At 59.8% G+C, this 15,237-nt stretch carries 14 protein-coding genes; 5 read left to right on the forward strand and 9 right to left on the reverse strand.

Annotated elements, in window-relative coordinates; translation table 11 throughout:
* The first annotated feature begins 481 nt into the window (after positions 1-481).
* The gene (locus FJ959_RS12900) at positions 482-1,258 is read left to right on the forward strand and encodes an MBL fold metallo-hydrolase (protein ID WP_210239517.1); all 777 of its coding nucleotides are present in this window, start codon (positions 482-484) and stop codon (positions 1,256-1,258) included.
* A 115-nt stretch (positions 1,259-1,373) separates the two neighbouring features.
* Here FJ959_RS12900 and FJ959_RS12905 read toward each other — a convergent pair whose 3' ends face one another.
* The 9 genes from FJ959_RS12905 to FJ959_RS12945 form a co-directional block, all read right to left on the reverse strand.
* Positions 1,374-1,988 carry a TerC family protein gene (locus tag FJ959_RS12905; protein WP_140560019.1) on the reverse strand — a complete coding sequence of 205 codons (615 nt, stop codon included), beginning with the start codon at positions 1,986-1,988 and terminating at the stop codon, positions 1,374-1,376.
* A 171-nt stretch (positions 1,989-2,159) separates the two neighbouring features.
* Positions 2,160-3,416, reverse strand: a complete 1,257-nt coding sequence (locus FJ959_RS12910; protein WP_140560018.1) for a CoA transferase — start codon at positions 3,414-3,416, stop codon at positions 2,160-2,162.
* Positions 3,417-3,487: 71 nt separating this feature from the next.
* Positions 3,488-5,014, reverse strand: a complete 1,527-nt coding sequence (locus FJ959_RS12915; protein WP_181171879.1) for a tripartite tricarboxylate transporter permease — start codon at positions 5,012-5,014, stop codon at positions 3,488-3,490.
* 20 nt (positions 5,015-5,034) lie between these two features.
* Positions 5,035-5,499, reverse strand: coding sequence for a tripartite tricarboxylate transporter TctB family protein (locus tag FJ959_RS12920; protein WP_140560016.1), 465 nt, complete (start codon positions 5,497-5,499; stop codon positions 5,035-5,037).
* A 20-nt stretch (positions 5,500-5,519) separates the two neighbouring features.
* Positions 5,520-6,509 carry a tripartite tricarboxylate transporter substrate binding protein gene (locus FJ959_RS12925; RefSeq protein WP_181171878.1) on the reverse strand — a complete coding sequence of 330 codons (990 nt, stop codon included), beginning with the start codon at positions 6,507-6,509 and terminating at the stop codon, positions 5,520-5,522.
* A 407-nt stretch (positions 6,510-6,916) separates the two neighbouring features.
* Positions 6,917-7,621 (reverse strand): GntR family transcriptional regulator, encoded by a 705-nt coding sequence (locus FJ959_RS12930; RefSeq protein WP_181171877.1) that lies wholly within the window; start codon positions 7,619-7,621, stop codon positions 6,917-6,919.
* 289 nt (positions 7,622-7,910) lie between these two features.
* Complete coding sequence (locus FJ959_RS12935; RefSeq protein ID WP_140560013.1) at positions 7,911-8,864, reverse strand: hydroxymethylglutaryl-CoA lyase; 954 nt, start codon at positions 8,862-8,864, stop codon at positions 7,911-7,913.
* A gap of 92 nt (positions 8,865-8,956) precedes the next feature.
* Positions 8,957-10,117: a galactonate dehydratase gene (dgoD, locus tag FJ959_RS12940; protein ID WP_140560012.1), complete on the reverse strand. Its 1,161-nt coding sequence runs from the start codon at positions 10,115-10,117 to the stop codon at positions 8,957-8,959.
* Between the two features lie 209 nt (positions 10,118-10,326).
* Complete coding sequence (locus tag FJ959_RS12945; protein ID WP_140560011.1) at positions 10,327-11,010, reverse strand: metal-dependent hydrolase; 684 nt, start codon at positions 11,008-11,010, stop codon at positions 10,327-10,329.
* A gap of 182 nt (positions 11,011-11,192) precedes the next feature.
* On the opposite strand from FJ959_RS12945, the gene FJ959_RS12950 reads away from it, so the two are divergent.
* From FJ959_RS12950 to FJ959_RS12965, 4 genes are all read left to right on the forward strand, one after another.
* Positions 11,193-11,873 carry a GntR family transcriptional regulator gene (locus FJ959_RS12950; RefSeq protein ID WP_140630286.1) on the forward strand — a complete coding sequence of 227 codons (681 nt, stop codon included), beginning with the start codon at positions 11,193-11,195 and terminating at the stop codon, positions 11,871-11,873.
* Positions 11,874-11,994: 121 nt separating this feature from the next.
* Positions 11,995-12,846 carry an enoyl-CoA hydratase/isomerase family protein gene (locus tag FJ959_RS12955; protein ID WP_140560009.1) on the forward strand — a complete coding sequence of 284 codons (852 nt, stop codon included), beginning with the start codon at positions 11,995-11,997 and terminating at the stop codon, positions 12,844-12,846.
* A 236-nt stretch (positions 12,847-13,082) separates the two neighbouring features.
* A complete protein-coding gene (locus FJ959_RS12960; protein WP_140560008.1) occupies positions 13,083-14,114 on the forward strand; it encodes a tripartite tricarboxylate transporter substrate binding protein in 1,032 nt (343 codons plus the stop codon).
* Positions 14,115-14,189: 75 nt separating this feature from the next.
* Positions 14,190-15,224 (forward strand): tripartite tricarboxylate transporter substrate-binding protein, encoded by a 1,035-nt coding sequence (locus tag FJ959_RS12965; protein ID WP_140560007.1) that lies wholly within the window; start codon positions 14,190-14,192, stop codon positions 15,222-15,224.
* Positions 15,225-15,237 lie beyond the last annotated feature (13 nt).

The raw sequence follows: 15,237 nt of genomic DNA on the forward strand, positions 1-15,237 counted from the left end.
GGCTCAAGCCACCTGCGGTCTTCACCGGATGGGCACGGGGCGATGGCATAGTTGAGTTTTGTTTGCGAGGCGTGCGAGCCGCAAAGCTGCCCGAAGCGAGGCCGACGCTAAAGCATTGATATTGCGGTCGTCAAAACCTGGCAATTTTGGAGCTATTCCTTAGCTTTGAGAATGATGGATATTCGGAGAATAGATTTGGTGAGGACGTTGTTTCCACACTCCCCAGGTTTCAAACCCAAACCGCGCAAAGCTGGGGCTCCAGGAGGCCAGGAGGGGATGAAGAATTGTTTGCACTTTGAGGTGGTAGACGAGAAGGGTGTCGAACTGTCGGACTTGACGTTGGGTAACAAGTACCTCAGGCAGCCAAACCTCAGCGAAACGCGCGATACGGTGCGTTAGACATCATATTCGGCAACTCGCTTGCCTCGGGAAAACCTTGATGCCCTTTTCTACGGAATCGGAACCCCCTCGCGGGATCTACATGCCGGTGCTGCCCGGTGTCGGCCGTGTTGTGGCACCAAATCCTGGGCCTATGACTTACCACGGCACTAACACGTACCTCCTGGATCGTCCTGAAGGCACTTTCGTTCTTGATCCAGGACCAGATGACGCTGGTCACGTCGCGGCGGTGATCGCGGCGATTAAGACGTCACCGGCCGGGATCCTGGTCAGTCACGCCCACTATGATCACATCGGCGCCCTACCGATGCTGAAAGCAGCGCTTGGTGTCCCCACATACGCTTTCGGGAAAAACCCGACCACGGACTTTATCCCCGACCGCGCGATCACGAATGGTGACGTCGTTGCAGATCTGACCGCGCTCCACACTCCGGGCCACGCTCCTGATCATTTATGTTTTTGTGGTCCCGATGGGACCGTTTTTACCGGTGACCACGTCATGGGATGGTCGAGCACCGTTGTCTCGGCGCCCCTTGGTGACATGAGGGCATACTTCGTCAGTCTGCAGCTTATGATCGACCGATCAGACAAGGTCTATCTGCCGGGGCACGGGCCAGCCTTGTTCGAACCCTTGCCACATGTCTGTGACCTTTTGGAACGAAGGCAGACCCGCGAAAAAGAGATCCTAAAATCGCTGACCGTCGATGGTATGTCGGTAAAGCAGATTTCGGATGCACTATACCGCAACGCGCACCCCAAGCTGATGCGGGCTGCGCAGCGCAATGTGGATGCGCATTTGATAAAGCTTCAAGACGAAGGAAAGGCATGGAAATTGAATGAACTTTGGTATCCGGCGTAACATATGGCACCATGTCGCGGTCCATTTTGCACCCGTGCTGCTGACGCATGCCGATGCCGACGCTAGCGAGGTTGAGCCAACTGCTCGTTGACCGGAGGCATGCCAGCTCGGTGGGTTACAACGAGTTTCCGAGTATCCCGGAGCTCAACATTTGTTCGGAGCCCTGCCAAATCATTGTGACGGCGACATAAGCAATCAGGGCTACACCAGCATAGCCGAGCCACCTCCATCGGTTCAGCACATCGGCGATAAACGTAGCCGCAACGCCCATCAGTGCGATAGACATCAGAAGTCCCGCAACGAGTACGGTCGTGCTCTGGCCTGCGGCTCCTGCAACAGCCAACACGTTGTCCAGCGACATGGACACGTCGGCAATCACGATCTGGGTGACTGCCTGAAACAGCGTCTTTGAAGGCACATTGTCCGGGTGTCCCTCGTTATTCAGGCAGTGAGCCTTGTTGTCTTGGCGCAGTTCGGACCACATCTTCCAAGATACCCACGCAAGCAGGACGCCGCCGACAAACAACAGCCCGAACACATCGAGCATCTGGCTTGCGATAAGGGCAAAGCATAAGCGAAGTAGAGTTGCTGCAAGTATCCCAAAAAGGATAGCCTTTCTGCGTTGCTGCCCCGGCAGGCCTGCTGCGGCAAGGCCGATCACGACGGCATTGTCACCTGACAGTGCGAGGTTGATGACAAAGACTTCGCCGATTCCAATCAGAGAATTCACGGTTCCAAGTTCCTGTTGTTTCGGTCAGGTCGAACCCATGGCCGTAACAGGTTCAGCGGGCGCAGTGCGAAATCCTGCAAATGCCTATGCTGTGGACAAGAACCGGTTTTCAGGAAGAGGTCATTGTAAAACGGCAAGATAGGGCAGGACATCGTTCAACCCGGGCAAGCGTCAATCTACGCGAGGCGCGCTATTGTTGAGGCAAGCGCGCTTGATCACTCCCTGGGATTCAAGCTGTTCGAGCGCATCGCTGGAATAGCCGAGGTCGCCAAGCACGCTTTCGGTATCGGCGCCAATCTCGCGCCTGCCCAGCCAGCGCATATGGACGGGTCGGTTGGTGAATCGAGGCACAACATCCTGGATGCGCACCTTGCCGAGCGCCGGGTCATCGAGCTGGGCGAATGTGCCGCGGGCCTGCACCTGCGGGTCATTGAAGATCTGCTCGATGTCGTAGATGGGGCCGGCCACCACGTCGTAGGTATGAAAGCGGGCCATAACCTCTTCAAGCGTGTGCCGGACGATCCAGTCCGCTATCGCGCTGTCACATTCATCCATGCGCTGCGCGCGCAGCTGATTGGTGGCCAACCCCGGATCGTCTGCCATGTCGTTGCGGTCTATGGCGCGAAACAGGCGCTGCGTGACCGAGTTGGCAGCGCCCGATATGGCCACCCAGCGGTCGTCGCTGGTCCTGTAGGCGTTCCTAGGAACACTCCAGATCGACCGATTGCCGTGCCGCCTGGCGACGAAACCGAGCTGGTCGTAGTCTATGGCCATGGAGCCCATCAAGCTGAGCAGAGGCTCGTACAAATTGATGTCGATCTCCTCGCCCTTGCCGCCGCGTTTCTCTCGAGCCCACAGCGCGGCCATGACCGCATAGGCGCCGTAGATGGCCGCCACGCTGTCGGCTACGGGAAAGGAGGGCAGGGTCGGTGGGCCATCCGTCTCACCGTTCACGTGGGCGAACCCGCTGAACGCCTCAGCGAGCGTGCCCAGGCAGGGCCGCTGGCTGTAGGGCCCTTCCTGACCGTAGCCGCTGATATGCAACATCACCAAACCAGGGTTGAGCCTGGACAGGCTTGCATAGTCCAGCCCCCATTTTCCGAATCGTCCGGCTCGGAAATTCTCCACCAGAACGTCGGCGGAGCCGGCCAATTTGCGCACGACTTCAGCGCCTTCGGGCTTGCCCATATCGATCGAGATGGCCTTCTTGTTGCGCGCGGTCACCCGCCACCACAAGCCTTCGCCGTCCTTGAACTTGCCCGTCTTGCGCACATCGTCGCCCTTCGGGTGCTCGATCTTGACGACATCCGCGCCGAGATCGCCCAGCAGCGTCGCCACCAAAGGACCGGCAAAGATCACCCCGGCATCGATGACCCTGAGACCGGCGAGCGGCCCCACATTGTCGGTTTTGGCTTGTTCTTCGGCCATGTACTGTCCTTCCCTTGTCGTCGATTGGCCGCCCAGCGCGGGTGTTCGTGTCGTCTCGCGGCGGCTTTAGGCTATTCTTCGGAATTGGGGATTGCCTCGCCTTCGGGTACGCCCAGTATACGCCTAACCAGCTTTCGGACGGGTGAGCCCAGCAGCGTAACCAGCACGATCAGCCAGATGACGATTGCGACGGGGCTGGTCCAGAAGGCGCTGACATCTCCGAGGCTCATGAACATTCCTTCGCGCAGGTCCTTTTCGATCATCGGCCCCAGCACGAGGCCAATCACCATCGGCGCCAACTGGAAGTCGCACTTCTTGAGGATGTAGCCAAAAATGCCCATCACGATCAGCACGAACACGTCGAGCATGCTGTTGTTGACGCTGTAGGCACCGATGATGGCCAGCAGCAGGATTGCGGGAAGGAAGATGTGCAACGGTATGCGCAACATCGATACCCAGATGCCGATCATTGGCACATTCAGCAGCAGCAGCATGACGTTGCCGGCGTACATCGAGGCGATCAGGCCCCAGAAAATCTCCGGATGCGTGATCACCAGCATCGGGCCAGGCTGAATGCCTTGAACCATCATGGCCGACAACATCAGCGCCGTGACGGCGCCGAATGGCAGGCCAAGCGCCAGGAGTGGCACCATGGTCGCGGTGGCGGCGGCGTTGTTGGCGGTCTCCGGTCCGGCAACGCCCTCGATAGCGCCAGTGCCAAGCTCGTGACGATATTTGGAAACCGCTTGCTCCAGCCTGTAGGATATGAAACTGGACAGCGTGGTGTGTGGGCCAGGCAAGAGTCCAAGCAGGAAGCCGAGAACGGTACCGCGTCCGAATGGCGCCCATGAGCGGCGCCACTCCTCGCGGTTTGGCAGCAACTCGCGTATCTTGACCTTAGCCGGGCGCACCTGGCTTTCCTTGGTCTCGACCACCGACATGATCTCGGCGACGCCGTAGACGCCCACCACGACGGCGACCAGTTCGATGCCCAGGCTCAGTTCCGTGAACCCGAACGTGAATCTGTTCAGTCCGCTGACAGCCTCCTGTCCGACTGTGCTGAGTACGAGGCCGATGGCCATCGGAAATACCCCGGCCGCGAACGTGCCGCCCGAGATCCGTGAGAACAGGAGCAAGCCTCCCGCCGCCATGGCGAAGAATTCGATGGGGCCGAATTCGATGGTGAAATCCGCCAGCAGCGGCGCAAACAGCATGACACCCAGCGTGGCAAAAGTGCCGCCGATGAAGGATCCGACCGCTACGATGGTAAGTGCCGCCCCGCCGCGGCCTTTCTTGGTCATCTCGTAGCCATCGACGCAGGTCATGATCGATCCGGCCTCGCCAGGCATGTTGACCAGAATCGCCGTGGTCGAGCCGCCATACATGGCGCCGTAATACATGCCGGCCATCATTATGAGGCCGGTGGTCGGATCGAACGAATAGCTGATGGGCAGGATCATCGCGATGCCCGCCGTCGGCCCCAATCCGGGCAGAACGCCGATCGCCGTGCCGGCAAAGGCGCCCGCGAAGGCCGCCAGCAGGTTCTGATAGGTGAAGACGACACCGAAGCCGTAGATAATTCCGTCGAGCGCATTCACGGGATAGATCCTTTCGGCCTTCAGAGTCCGAGCACGCCGTGCGGAAGCGGCACGGCCAGCAGTCGTTCGAATACCAGGTCGAGGATGAGCGAAAGGGTCACCGAATAGGCAATGATGCGCAACCAGGACGTATCCGACAAAACCCGCATCAACAGCATGCAGAAGATTGCGCCGGCGACGATCTGTCCGAGCCAGGGGAGTGCGAAAAAATAGCCAAACAGCAGCGCAACAAGCGCAAGCACCCTCTTGAGGTCGGTGCCCACGGGAAATCTGATCGATGGAATGGAGTTCATCCGCCAGCCTTCCCAAAGCGCGGCAAAGCTGGCGATGATGAGAATGATGCCGACAAAAACCGGAAACACTCCCGCTCCCGGCCGGTCCATCCGCCCAAAGGGCAGACGGACCGCGAGTGCCAGATAGGCACCTGCGAGGATAATACCGACGATCCCGGAAACGAGATAGACGGTTCGCTTCTGGAACGTCATGGTCGTTAGGTCACGCTGGCCTATTCTTTGCCGATGAATTGAATCAGGTCTGAAAAGTCCTTTCCATACTGAACCAATTCCGCCTTGACCTCATCTGGGCCCTTGGCGTCGCGCAGGAAGCCTTGCTTCTTAAGAAAGTCGAGGAAAGCATCGCTCATGACGACCTGTTTGGAAGCTTCCGCCAGCTTATTCTTCACATCGTCGGGCAGGCCTTTTGGGGCGACCACATAGTTGGCGGTTCTGAGGCTGACGTCGTAGCCGGCGTCGATCACGGATTCGGCTTCGGGGAAGTATTCCAGCTTGCCCTTCTGGAAATGAGCGAGGATCTTGACCTTGCCGGCATTCAACTGTCCCACCACCGCAGCGCCGTAGCCGATGTAACCTTCGACGCGGCCGCCAAGCAGCGCCACCATGGCCTCGCCGCTCCCGCCTGTGAATGGCACGCTGGCGATCCTGGTGCCGGCATTCTTGTCCAGTTGCTGGATGAGCAGGTCGGGTAGCGTGCCGACGCCGGAATTGGAAAGCCTGATCTTGCCCGGGTTCTTCTTGACGTCCGCCATGAAGTCCTCGAACGTTTTCCAGGGCGCATCGGCGCGCACCGCCAAAATGGCCGGAAGATCGTCGAGCTTGATGATCGGCTGGTAGTCGTCAGGTGACTTCCAGGCCAAGCCGTCATTAATGAAGGGCTGATAGGCAAGCGCCGAATTGGTAGCAATCCCAATGGTGTATCCGTCGGCCGGCGATTTGACGATCTGGCCGATGCCGATCGAACCGGAGCCGCCCGGCTTGTTGATGACGTTGATGTTTACGTTGAGCACCTTCTCCAGTTCGGCGCAGTAGAAGCGGGAAATCGGATCCGTGCCTCCTCCGGGGTTGAAGGGGACGATGAAGGTAATATCCCGGTTGGGATAGTCCTCGGACCGCACCGCCGACGTGGCTGCTAAGCCCGCCGATACCGTGATCGCCACCGCGGCTGCGAAGCGGATCAATGAATGAAATTTCGAAACCATTTTTTCCTCCCGTGTTTTCGGCTGTTTCGGCCAGCTGTGCCGGGCCAAAAGGGCCATTTGAACAGTTGAACGGGACAACCTATTTCGGCCGATCCGCCACAGAGCCTCCCGTCTAATATTGTATTAAATACCATGCTATTATATATAACTCGATGGCAGGGTCAACAACAGTCGGGAGGGCCATCACACTTTCGTTAGCCGGGAGCGATCGGCAAAAACGTGGGGGGACGGCGAGTTGCTCGAACGCAGGGCGCACATGGTCCCAGTGCATTCGCGTGAAACGACATGCACAACGGTCGTGGCGAACGACAGGGGAGGTCGCGTCGCCGGTGTCTTGGAACAAGGATGGATGGCCGGGCGCGAGACGGCTCGTCAAGGTCGCCAGGACGCTCGCCTCGGTAAGCGCATCAAAGGTTGTTTTGAGCGGGGGGCGCTTTTTTTCTGGTGACACCATTATGCATCAGGGCAAGCATGTCGAGCTTTGCGCCCTCGCAATGGCGTTCGATAAGATCGGTGAGAACTTCCTCGTCCTGTGCCCGTAGCGCCATGAGGATTTCCTCGTGCTCGATCATCATGCGCCCTATCCGCGCGACGCTGAAGCCGAATGCCTCACGCAGTGTGCCAAGCAGGCTTGCGTAGCGATTGTACATGGCAAGTGCCTCGGCATTGTCGGCGTGCCGGTAAATGAGGTCATGGAACTGGCTGTTGAGCGCAAAGAGGTGGCTGAGATCCTGCTGACCGACCTCGGCCTTCATTCGTTCATGAGTGGCCGCAATCTCGGCCATGGCCCGGTTGCTCAGATTGGGGACGGCGAGCCGAATCAGCAGCGATTCCAGAGCGCCGCGCAGATCGTAGATGTTGCGAACGCGCGTCTCGTCGAGCGGCAAGACCGCTGCCCCGCGGTGCGGTGCGATCTCGATCAGCCCTTCGCCCTCGAGTGCCTGCAGCGCCTCGCGAACCGGCATTTGGCTGACACCGAAGCGCTCGACCAGCGATGCCGTGGTGAGGCGGGCACCTGCGGCCAGCTTGCCCGACAGGATTTCAGCGCGTAGCCTATCGCGAAGCGCAGCATAGGCCGGAATGCCCGATTCAATCTCCAGCTTCGTCGACATTTGCCCCCGTGGACTTTGGCGATTCATCTGATGCTACGACTCTGACCGCTAACTATTCTTTCGGTGAGGAGAAAATATATTTGCGCATTGCAATTATATTTCGAGACATTCTTGCCTTCACCAGTAAGACGTCACCTTTAGCTGTCTAGCACACCATGATGCGCTCGTCCATGCACACAGCGGTGCGGCGATGTCTCGATCCACTGCTACGGTGGTCGCGGACAAACACGGAGAACCCGGCGAACGAACGCCGGGTTCTCAGTACAGTAGGACGGCCGGACTGCCTGCGTCAGGCGATTTTCTGCTGCCGTTCCGGCGCGGGCAGAAGTACGTTCCCGCGCCCGGCGCGCACCAGAGCGCTGTCGAGGGTGTGTGGGATGAAGGCCTTATGGGAATTGGCGATCGCCAAAAGCTTGTCGAGGTCGATTCCGGTCTCGATTCCCATGCCGTGGAGCATATTGACCATATCCTCGGTGGCGATATTGCCCGTCGCGCCTGGCGCGTAGGGACAACCGCCGAGCCCGGCGACGCCGCCATCGAACCGCGACATCCCCGCCTCCATCGCTGCCAGCGTGTTTGCCAGGGCCATGTCGCGCGTATTGTGGAGATGCAGGTTCCAGGTGACTTGCGGATACTTCTTCAGCATGTGCGAAGCGATGTCGTGCACCAGCTTCGGATTGGCCACGCCGATGGTGTCCGCAAGCGACATATTTGTAATGCCGAGTCCAAGATATTTGTCCGCCACGCGTTCGAGCTGATCGGTCGAAACCTGTCCCTCGAACGGACAGCCGAGGCTGCAAATCATGCTGCCCGACACCGTAAAACCCGCATCCTGGGCGATAATCGCCATGCGTGCGATTTCTTCCAACGTTTCGTCGATCGATCGGTTGCCATTGGCGCGATTGTGCGACTCGGTCACCGAGAGCATGAAGCTCACTGTGGTGATACGGTCCTTGAAGGGCAGGGCGCGCTGCAACCCGCGCATGTTGGGCGTCATGACGCGATAGCTGACACCGGGTACGATGTCGATCCCGGCGACCACGTCCTCGGCATCGACGAACTGCGGAATGGCCTTGGGATGGACAAACGACGTGATCTGGATCTCAGGCACGCCAGTCCGCGACAGTGCGTTGATGATCTCGATCTTCTTCTCGGTCGGCACGAATTGCTTTTCGGACTGGAAACCGTCCCGAGGGCCGACTTCCATAATGTGGACCTTCTTAATCTTTTCCGTGGCCAGCATGTCGTACACCCTTCTTCATATGGTCTTGCGTATGGCGGAGCCCATAGGTGCCCCGAGATGTCGGCTGCCGCTATCAAAGGGCGGACAGCGGTTCAGAACCAGCGGCATGAGTCCGGCGGTCTGATGTCGGTCAGCTTGCCGGTGAAGTGGCGCAGGCTATGCTGCTTGTAAGGATGCTTGCACAAGGCTTCCTTGCGCAGTTCCACGCCCAGGCCGGGCGTCTCGGGCACCAGCAGGCATCCGTCCTGGAACGTCCAGTCCTCGGTCGTCATCTCCCTGCGCCAGGGCACATCGATGGCGAACGTCTCGAGGACCATGAAATTGTTGCAGCTGGCCGCGAAGTGCAGGCCCGCCGCATGGCAGACCGCGCCATTGGCATTGTGCGGGGCCACGGGGATAAGCTCGGTGTCGGCCAGCGCGGCGATGCGTTTCATCTCCAGAAGCCCCGAAACGTGACATATATCGGGCTGGATGACGTCGACCGCCTCGCAGGCGAGCAACTCACCGAAGTCGAAACGTGAATAGCTGCGTTCGCCCGCGGCGATAGGCACCTGCGTTGCCTTGCGCACCTGGGCTATCGCGGTGTTCCGCTCGGGGACTGTCGGCTCTTCCAGCCAGCGTATCCTGAAATCCTTCAGCGCTCTGCCGACTTCGATGGCGGTCATGACGTTGAAGCGGCCGTGCGCCTCGACCATGATGTCGATGTCCGGTCCCACCGCGTCGCGTATCTTGGCGATCTTGCCGATGGATTCGTTGAGTTCCGCTGTCGTCATGGAGAGATAGGCTTGACCGAACGGATCCAGTTTCAGGCCGCGAAACCCTTGTTCCACGATGGAACAGGCTTTCTCTGCGAACTGCTCGCCGGTCCGCGCCCCGGCGAACCAGCCATTGGCGTATACCGGGATGCGGTCGCGCACCTTGCCTCCGAGCAACTGGTAAACCGGGACGCCGAGGGCCTTGCCCTTGATGTCCCAAAGCGCGAGTTCCACGGCGCTGATGGCTGTACTCAGGATCGGGCCGGACCACCAGTAGCTCTCGCGCTGCATCAGCATGTGCAGCCCTTCGATGGCGAACGGATCGGCGCCGATGAGTATCGGAGACAGTTCTTCGATCGCCTTGCAGACCGTGTGTTCGCGATACTCGATGCTGCCTTCGCCGACGCCCACTATGCCTTCGTCGGTTCGCACTTCGACGAAAATCCAGTTCGTCCGGTAACAGTCGACGACGAAAGTTTCGATGCCCGTTATCTTCAAGTTCTGTCCTCGACCCTAGACTGCTCCCGATGGACGTCGAGGCCTGCTTCAGCACACCCGGCTACCATCTCGCGCCAGGCGGTCCACCTTTAGCATCTTATTATCAAATGACTATCGATAAGATCATATAGCTGTCGATTATATATAATATGTCCGGCTGTCAATGGCGGTCTCGGAAAATGCTTCCGGATTGGGGTCGTCCTACAGTCCTACAGAAGAAACTCGTCGCCGGGATCGATAACGTGGACCTTGGACCGGGGAGCATCCTGCGCGGCGCGCTGAACGAACTCGTCGGCACTCTGCGCCAGCAGCGGAAAGGTACGGTAGTGCATCGGCACCGCCGCTCTGGCGCGCAGCAGTTTCAGGGCGCGCGCGGCTTGACGAGCGTCCATTGTGAATCGGCCGCCGATGGGCAGAAGGGCGAGGTCGATATCGAACAGTTCGCCCCATGTGGACATGTTGGCATGCAGGCAGGTATCGCCCGCGTGATAGACCACCTTGCCGTCCTCCAACGTCAATATATATCCCGCCGGGGTCCCGCTAGCGCTGGTGTGATAGGCGTCCGTCATGGTCACCTGGACCCCATCGAGATCGATGCTGCCTCCCGTGTTCATGGCAAGCGTGTTGGGGGCGCCTTTTTCCTTGTATATGGCCATGGTTTCAGGCTGCCCGACCAAGGTAGCGCCGGTCTTTTTGGTGACGGCCACGGCATCCGAGGCATGGTCTGCGTGGTCGTGGCTCAGCAACAAGAAGCCCGCCGCGGGCAAATCCTCGATCTTGACCGGCGCCAGGGGATTTCCGGTCAGCCATGGGTCGATGAACAGGACTTTGCCCTTGGAGGTGGTGATCTGCCAGCCGGATTGTCCGAGCCACTTGAGGCTGTTTTGAGCCATGACTTTGCTCCTTGCTTCGGTGAGTGCCGACCTCATTTAACGCCTAAGCCAATTCGATACAATCATGCTATCTTATATAAAAGCTGCACCCTTTGTCGCCCATGCGGGAAATTGACATTGACGTATGATTAGATCTAAAGACAAATATTATATCAAACTTGGCGGCCGACGGAGCGAAACAAATGAACGTCGACACCCCTCTGGATCTGCTGCCCGGCGTCCCCGCCTATGCCGCAATAAGAGATTTCATCCGCGCCGAGATCCTGTCCGGCAGACTTGCGGCCGGCACCCGCTTGACCACGGGCTCCCTCGTGCAGCGCTTCAACCTGAGCCAGATGCCGGTCCGGGAAGCCCTGCAGGCCTTGGAGGGGGAGGGGCTTGTAACCATCCTGCCGCATCGCGGGGCGACTGTTCTGTCGCTCGACGCCGGCCGTGTCGCCAATATCTACGATCTCAGAACGGCTATCGAGGTGCTGCTGGTGCGCAGTTCGCTCCCAAACATGACGAACTCCACCATGGCCAAGCTGGTCGCATTGCATGAGGAACTCGCCGCAGCCGCCGAACGGCGAGACGTCCATACCGTCTTCGAACTTAATCTGCGGTTCCACGATCTTCTCTACTTCCACGCCGACAATCCGGAAGCGCGTGGAATCTATGACCGCTTCGCCAAGCTTCTTGGGACATTGCGCGGGCGCTACGGTTACAGCGAAGCGCGGATGTTCGACATGGTGGAAGAGCACGAACGCATTCTACAGGCCCTGCGCAATCAGGAGCTTGCTCGCCTGATCACGCTGGTTCGCGATCACGCCAACGGTGCCAAGGCCGATCTTGTGGCTAGCATTCGCGCCAAGCGCGAATGCTAGAGCCTGATGTCGAAAAGTGTGAAGCGATTTCGGGCGACATCGTGCTCTGTCTCTTCGATTTGGAAACGGATTCAGATTGCAAGCCGATTCGGCCTGAAGTCATCCGGCTCTAGGCATCGCGATGCCGCAGCAGGAGGCGGCGGTCACCAATGGGAGGAACATCATGACTGGTAAAGCAAGCAAAACACCGACTGTCACGACTGCTGCCGAGCAGGCGGGACACTTCGAGACGCTTCTTTTCGGGGCGAGGGACGGCATCGCCACGGTAACGTTCAACCGTCCGGAGCAACGCAACGCGCTCACCATTCGCTTCTTCACGGAAATGCTCGAGGCGCTGGATATCGTGGAAGCTGACGACAGCATCCGCGTCCTGGTTCTAGCCGGTAACGGACCGGCCTTCTGCGCCGGGCGCGACTTCAAGGAATCGACAAGGGCCACCCCTGCCGAAGGCGCGCTTTACGGTCGCCTGAACCTTGGTACACGCGATCGCCTGCGCAAGTTGCCAAAGCCGGTCATCGGCCGTGTCCACGGTCCTGCCGCCGGCGGCGGCTGCGCGATCGCCACGGAATGCTGCGACATCACCGTAGCCTCGAAGAGTGCGCGCTTTTCAATCCGCGAGGTGCAAGCGGGGACTTTGCCTGGACTACCGCTGTTCACGCTTGGCCGCGCCCGTTCGCTTGGCATGTTGCTGACCGGCGATTGGGTGTCGGGCGAGCAGGCGGAGCGGTGGGGGCTCGTCTACAAGGCGGTGGAGGATCGCGAGCTCGACGGAGCCGTCGCCGCCATCGCCAAACAGCTGGCGGGCCAGCCGGTGCAGGCGATGGCCTATACGAAGCGTGCCATGTCCTATCTTCTTGATCTTGCCGGGCATACGCAGGCCGAACAGTTCCTGGCGGAGTGCCGCAAGCTGCTGCACCAGACGTCCGAGCGCGTCGAGGCGCAACAGGCCTTCATCGACAAGAAGCGGCGTTAAGCGAGCCCTTGCTTCTCGTTCTGCGGGCGAGGCAAGCCAAGGATTTCATCTAATAATTGCGAGTTGTATATAGTTATGTCATAGTGTATAAAATCTGCGGAGGAGCTGCCTTGACCAATGGCAGGGCGGATGATGCGCCGGAGGAGGAGATCGGTCCAGCGACCGGCAACCGGCGAAAGCGCAGTGAGAGCGGGCTCGCACTGCGGGGGAGAACGCTTCATGGGAGGAAAAAACACATGAGCACAGTGCAGCAATCGAGCGCCATGGACGGGATTGGCGACATTCGTCTCGATCGTCGAGGCTTCATGGGAGCCGTCGCCGGAACCGTTGGACTGGGTTTTTCCGGAACCAGCGTTTTCGCCGCCGACACGTTTCCAAACAAACCAATAACATGTCTGGTGCCTTGGGGTGTCGGCGGCGGTGCATCGACCATCGCCGACGTGGTCAGCAAGATTGGGATGGAGCAAAAATTCTCGCCGGTGCCCATTACGCTCGACCATCGTCCGGGAGCCAGCGGCCTCATCGGCACCGCGTTGGTCGCGGACCGAAAGGGGGATTCATATACCTACATGCCTGGTGGCGGTGCGCTGCTGGCTCAGGTGGTGGTCAAGGATACCCCAGTCGATCCGCTGAAGGATCTGACGCCGCTGGCGCTCAACGCGGTGGATTCTTCCGTGGTCATGACCCGCACGGCCGCCCCCTACAAGACGATGGCCGACGTCATCAAGAAACTGCAGTCCTCGCCCCGCTCCGTGACCCTGGCCGGCGCCGGCGGCGGACCGGGCAGTTGGGACGGCATGCTTGAGACCGTCATGAACAATCTGGCGGGCGTCCAGTTCAACCAGATACCATTCGGAGGCGGCGGCGATGTGCAGGCAGCCGTTCTTGGCGGGCAGGTGGACGTCGGCACCCGTCAGCTGTCCGACGCCCAGGACCTTCTGAAGGCGGGGCAGGTTCGGGCGCTCGCCATTTTCGACGCCGAGCGCAATCCGAGCCTTCCCGACGTCCCGACCATGCGCGAGCTTGGCTTCGATGTGGTGCTCAATCTGTCGCGCGGCTGGTTCGCGCCTCCTGGCCTGAAGCAAGAGGAGGTGGCCTGGTACGCCGACTTCTTCAAGAAGGTCGGCGCTTCCAAGGCCTGGCAGGACTTCTGTACCTCTTCCGGCATCCAGAACAAGTATCTGGGACCTGAAGACTGGGCGAAGTTCATCAAGGACGGCCTCGACACCGTCGGCAGCATCTACCGCAAGATCGGTGTCGTGAAGTAACGCTATTCAGCCGGCCTCGGACGACGAGGTCAGCTGCCTAATGGCATTTGCCAGACGTCAAACGGGAGGAACCTGATGATGGATGATTTCCAAAACGATGCGGCACGCCGTCTGGCGGGCCTTTCGCCGAACCGCAGGCAGGTGCTCAAGGGCTCGATGATCGCCGGCATTGCGGCGGGCTCGGGCCTCTTCGCCGGCAGCGCCGAAGCGTTGGACGCTTTCCCAAGCAAGCCGATCACCATTCTTGTCCCGTGGGGGCCGGGCGGGGGACCGTCGCAGATATCGGATGCGGTCGCGAAGATTTCGGCGCAGGCGAAGTACTTGTCCCAGCCGATGACGCTCGACCACCGGCCAGGTGCAAGCGGTCTGATAGGCACCGCGCTGGTCTCCGACCGCAAAGGCGATCCCTATGTTTTCATGCCCGGCGGTGGAGCGCTGCTGCTGCAGGCGGTTCTTGGCGAATCGCCCGTCGATCCCCTGACGGGCCTCACCCCGCTTGCCCTCTCGACGCTCGACTCCTCCGTCGTGATCGCGGCAGCCAATTCACCCTACAACACCCTCGCCGATGTGACGGCGGAGCTGAAGAAGAAACCACGTTCGGTGACCATGGCGGGTGCCGGCGGGTCCGGCTGGGACAGCGTCGTGGCCAACACGCTCGGCGCCGCGGCCGGGGTCGAATTCAACCAGATACCGTTCGCCTCCGGCGCCGAAGTGCAGGCGGCCGTGCTTGGGGGCCAGGTAGCCGTAGGGTCCAGGCAACTTTCCAACGCGCAGGAACTCATAAGCGCCGGGCAGATCAAGGCGCTGGCAATATTCGACGCCGAACGGAATCCGAGCTTGCCGGACGTCCCGACAATGAAGGAACTCGGCTACGACGTCGTCCTCAACCTCGCGCGCGGCTGGTTTGGTCCACCCGGACTGAAGGACGAGGAGGTGCAGTGGTATGGCGAACTGTTCAAGAAGCTCAGCACCAACGGCACATGGGTAGACTACGTTCAGAAGTCCGGCAGCCAGAACAAGTATCTCGGGCCGGCCGAGTGGCGCGGCTTCATCCAGCAAACGATGCAGACGATCCAGCGGATCTACAAGCAAATAGGCCTGATCAAATAGCGGCCGCAGCCCG

The organism is Mesorhizobium sp. B2-2-4 (assembly GCF_006442375.1).
In the GTDB taxonomy this organism is placed as follows: Bacteria; Pseudomonadota; Alphaproteobacteria; order Rhizobiales; family Rhizobiaceae; genus Mesorhizobium.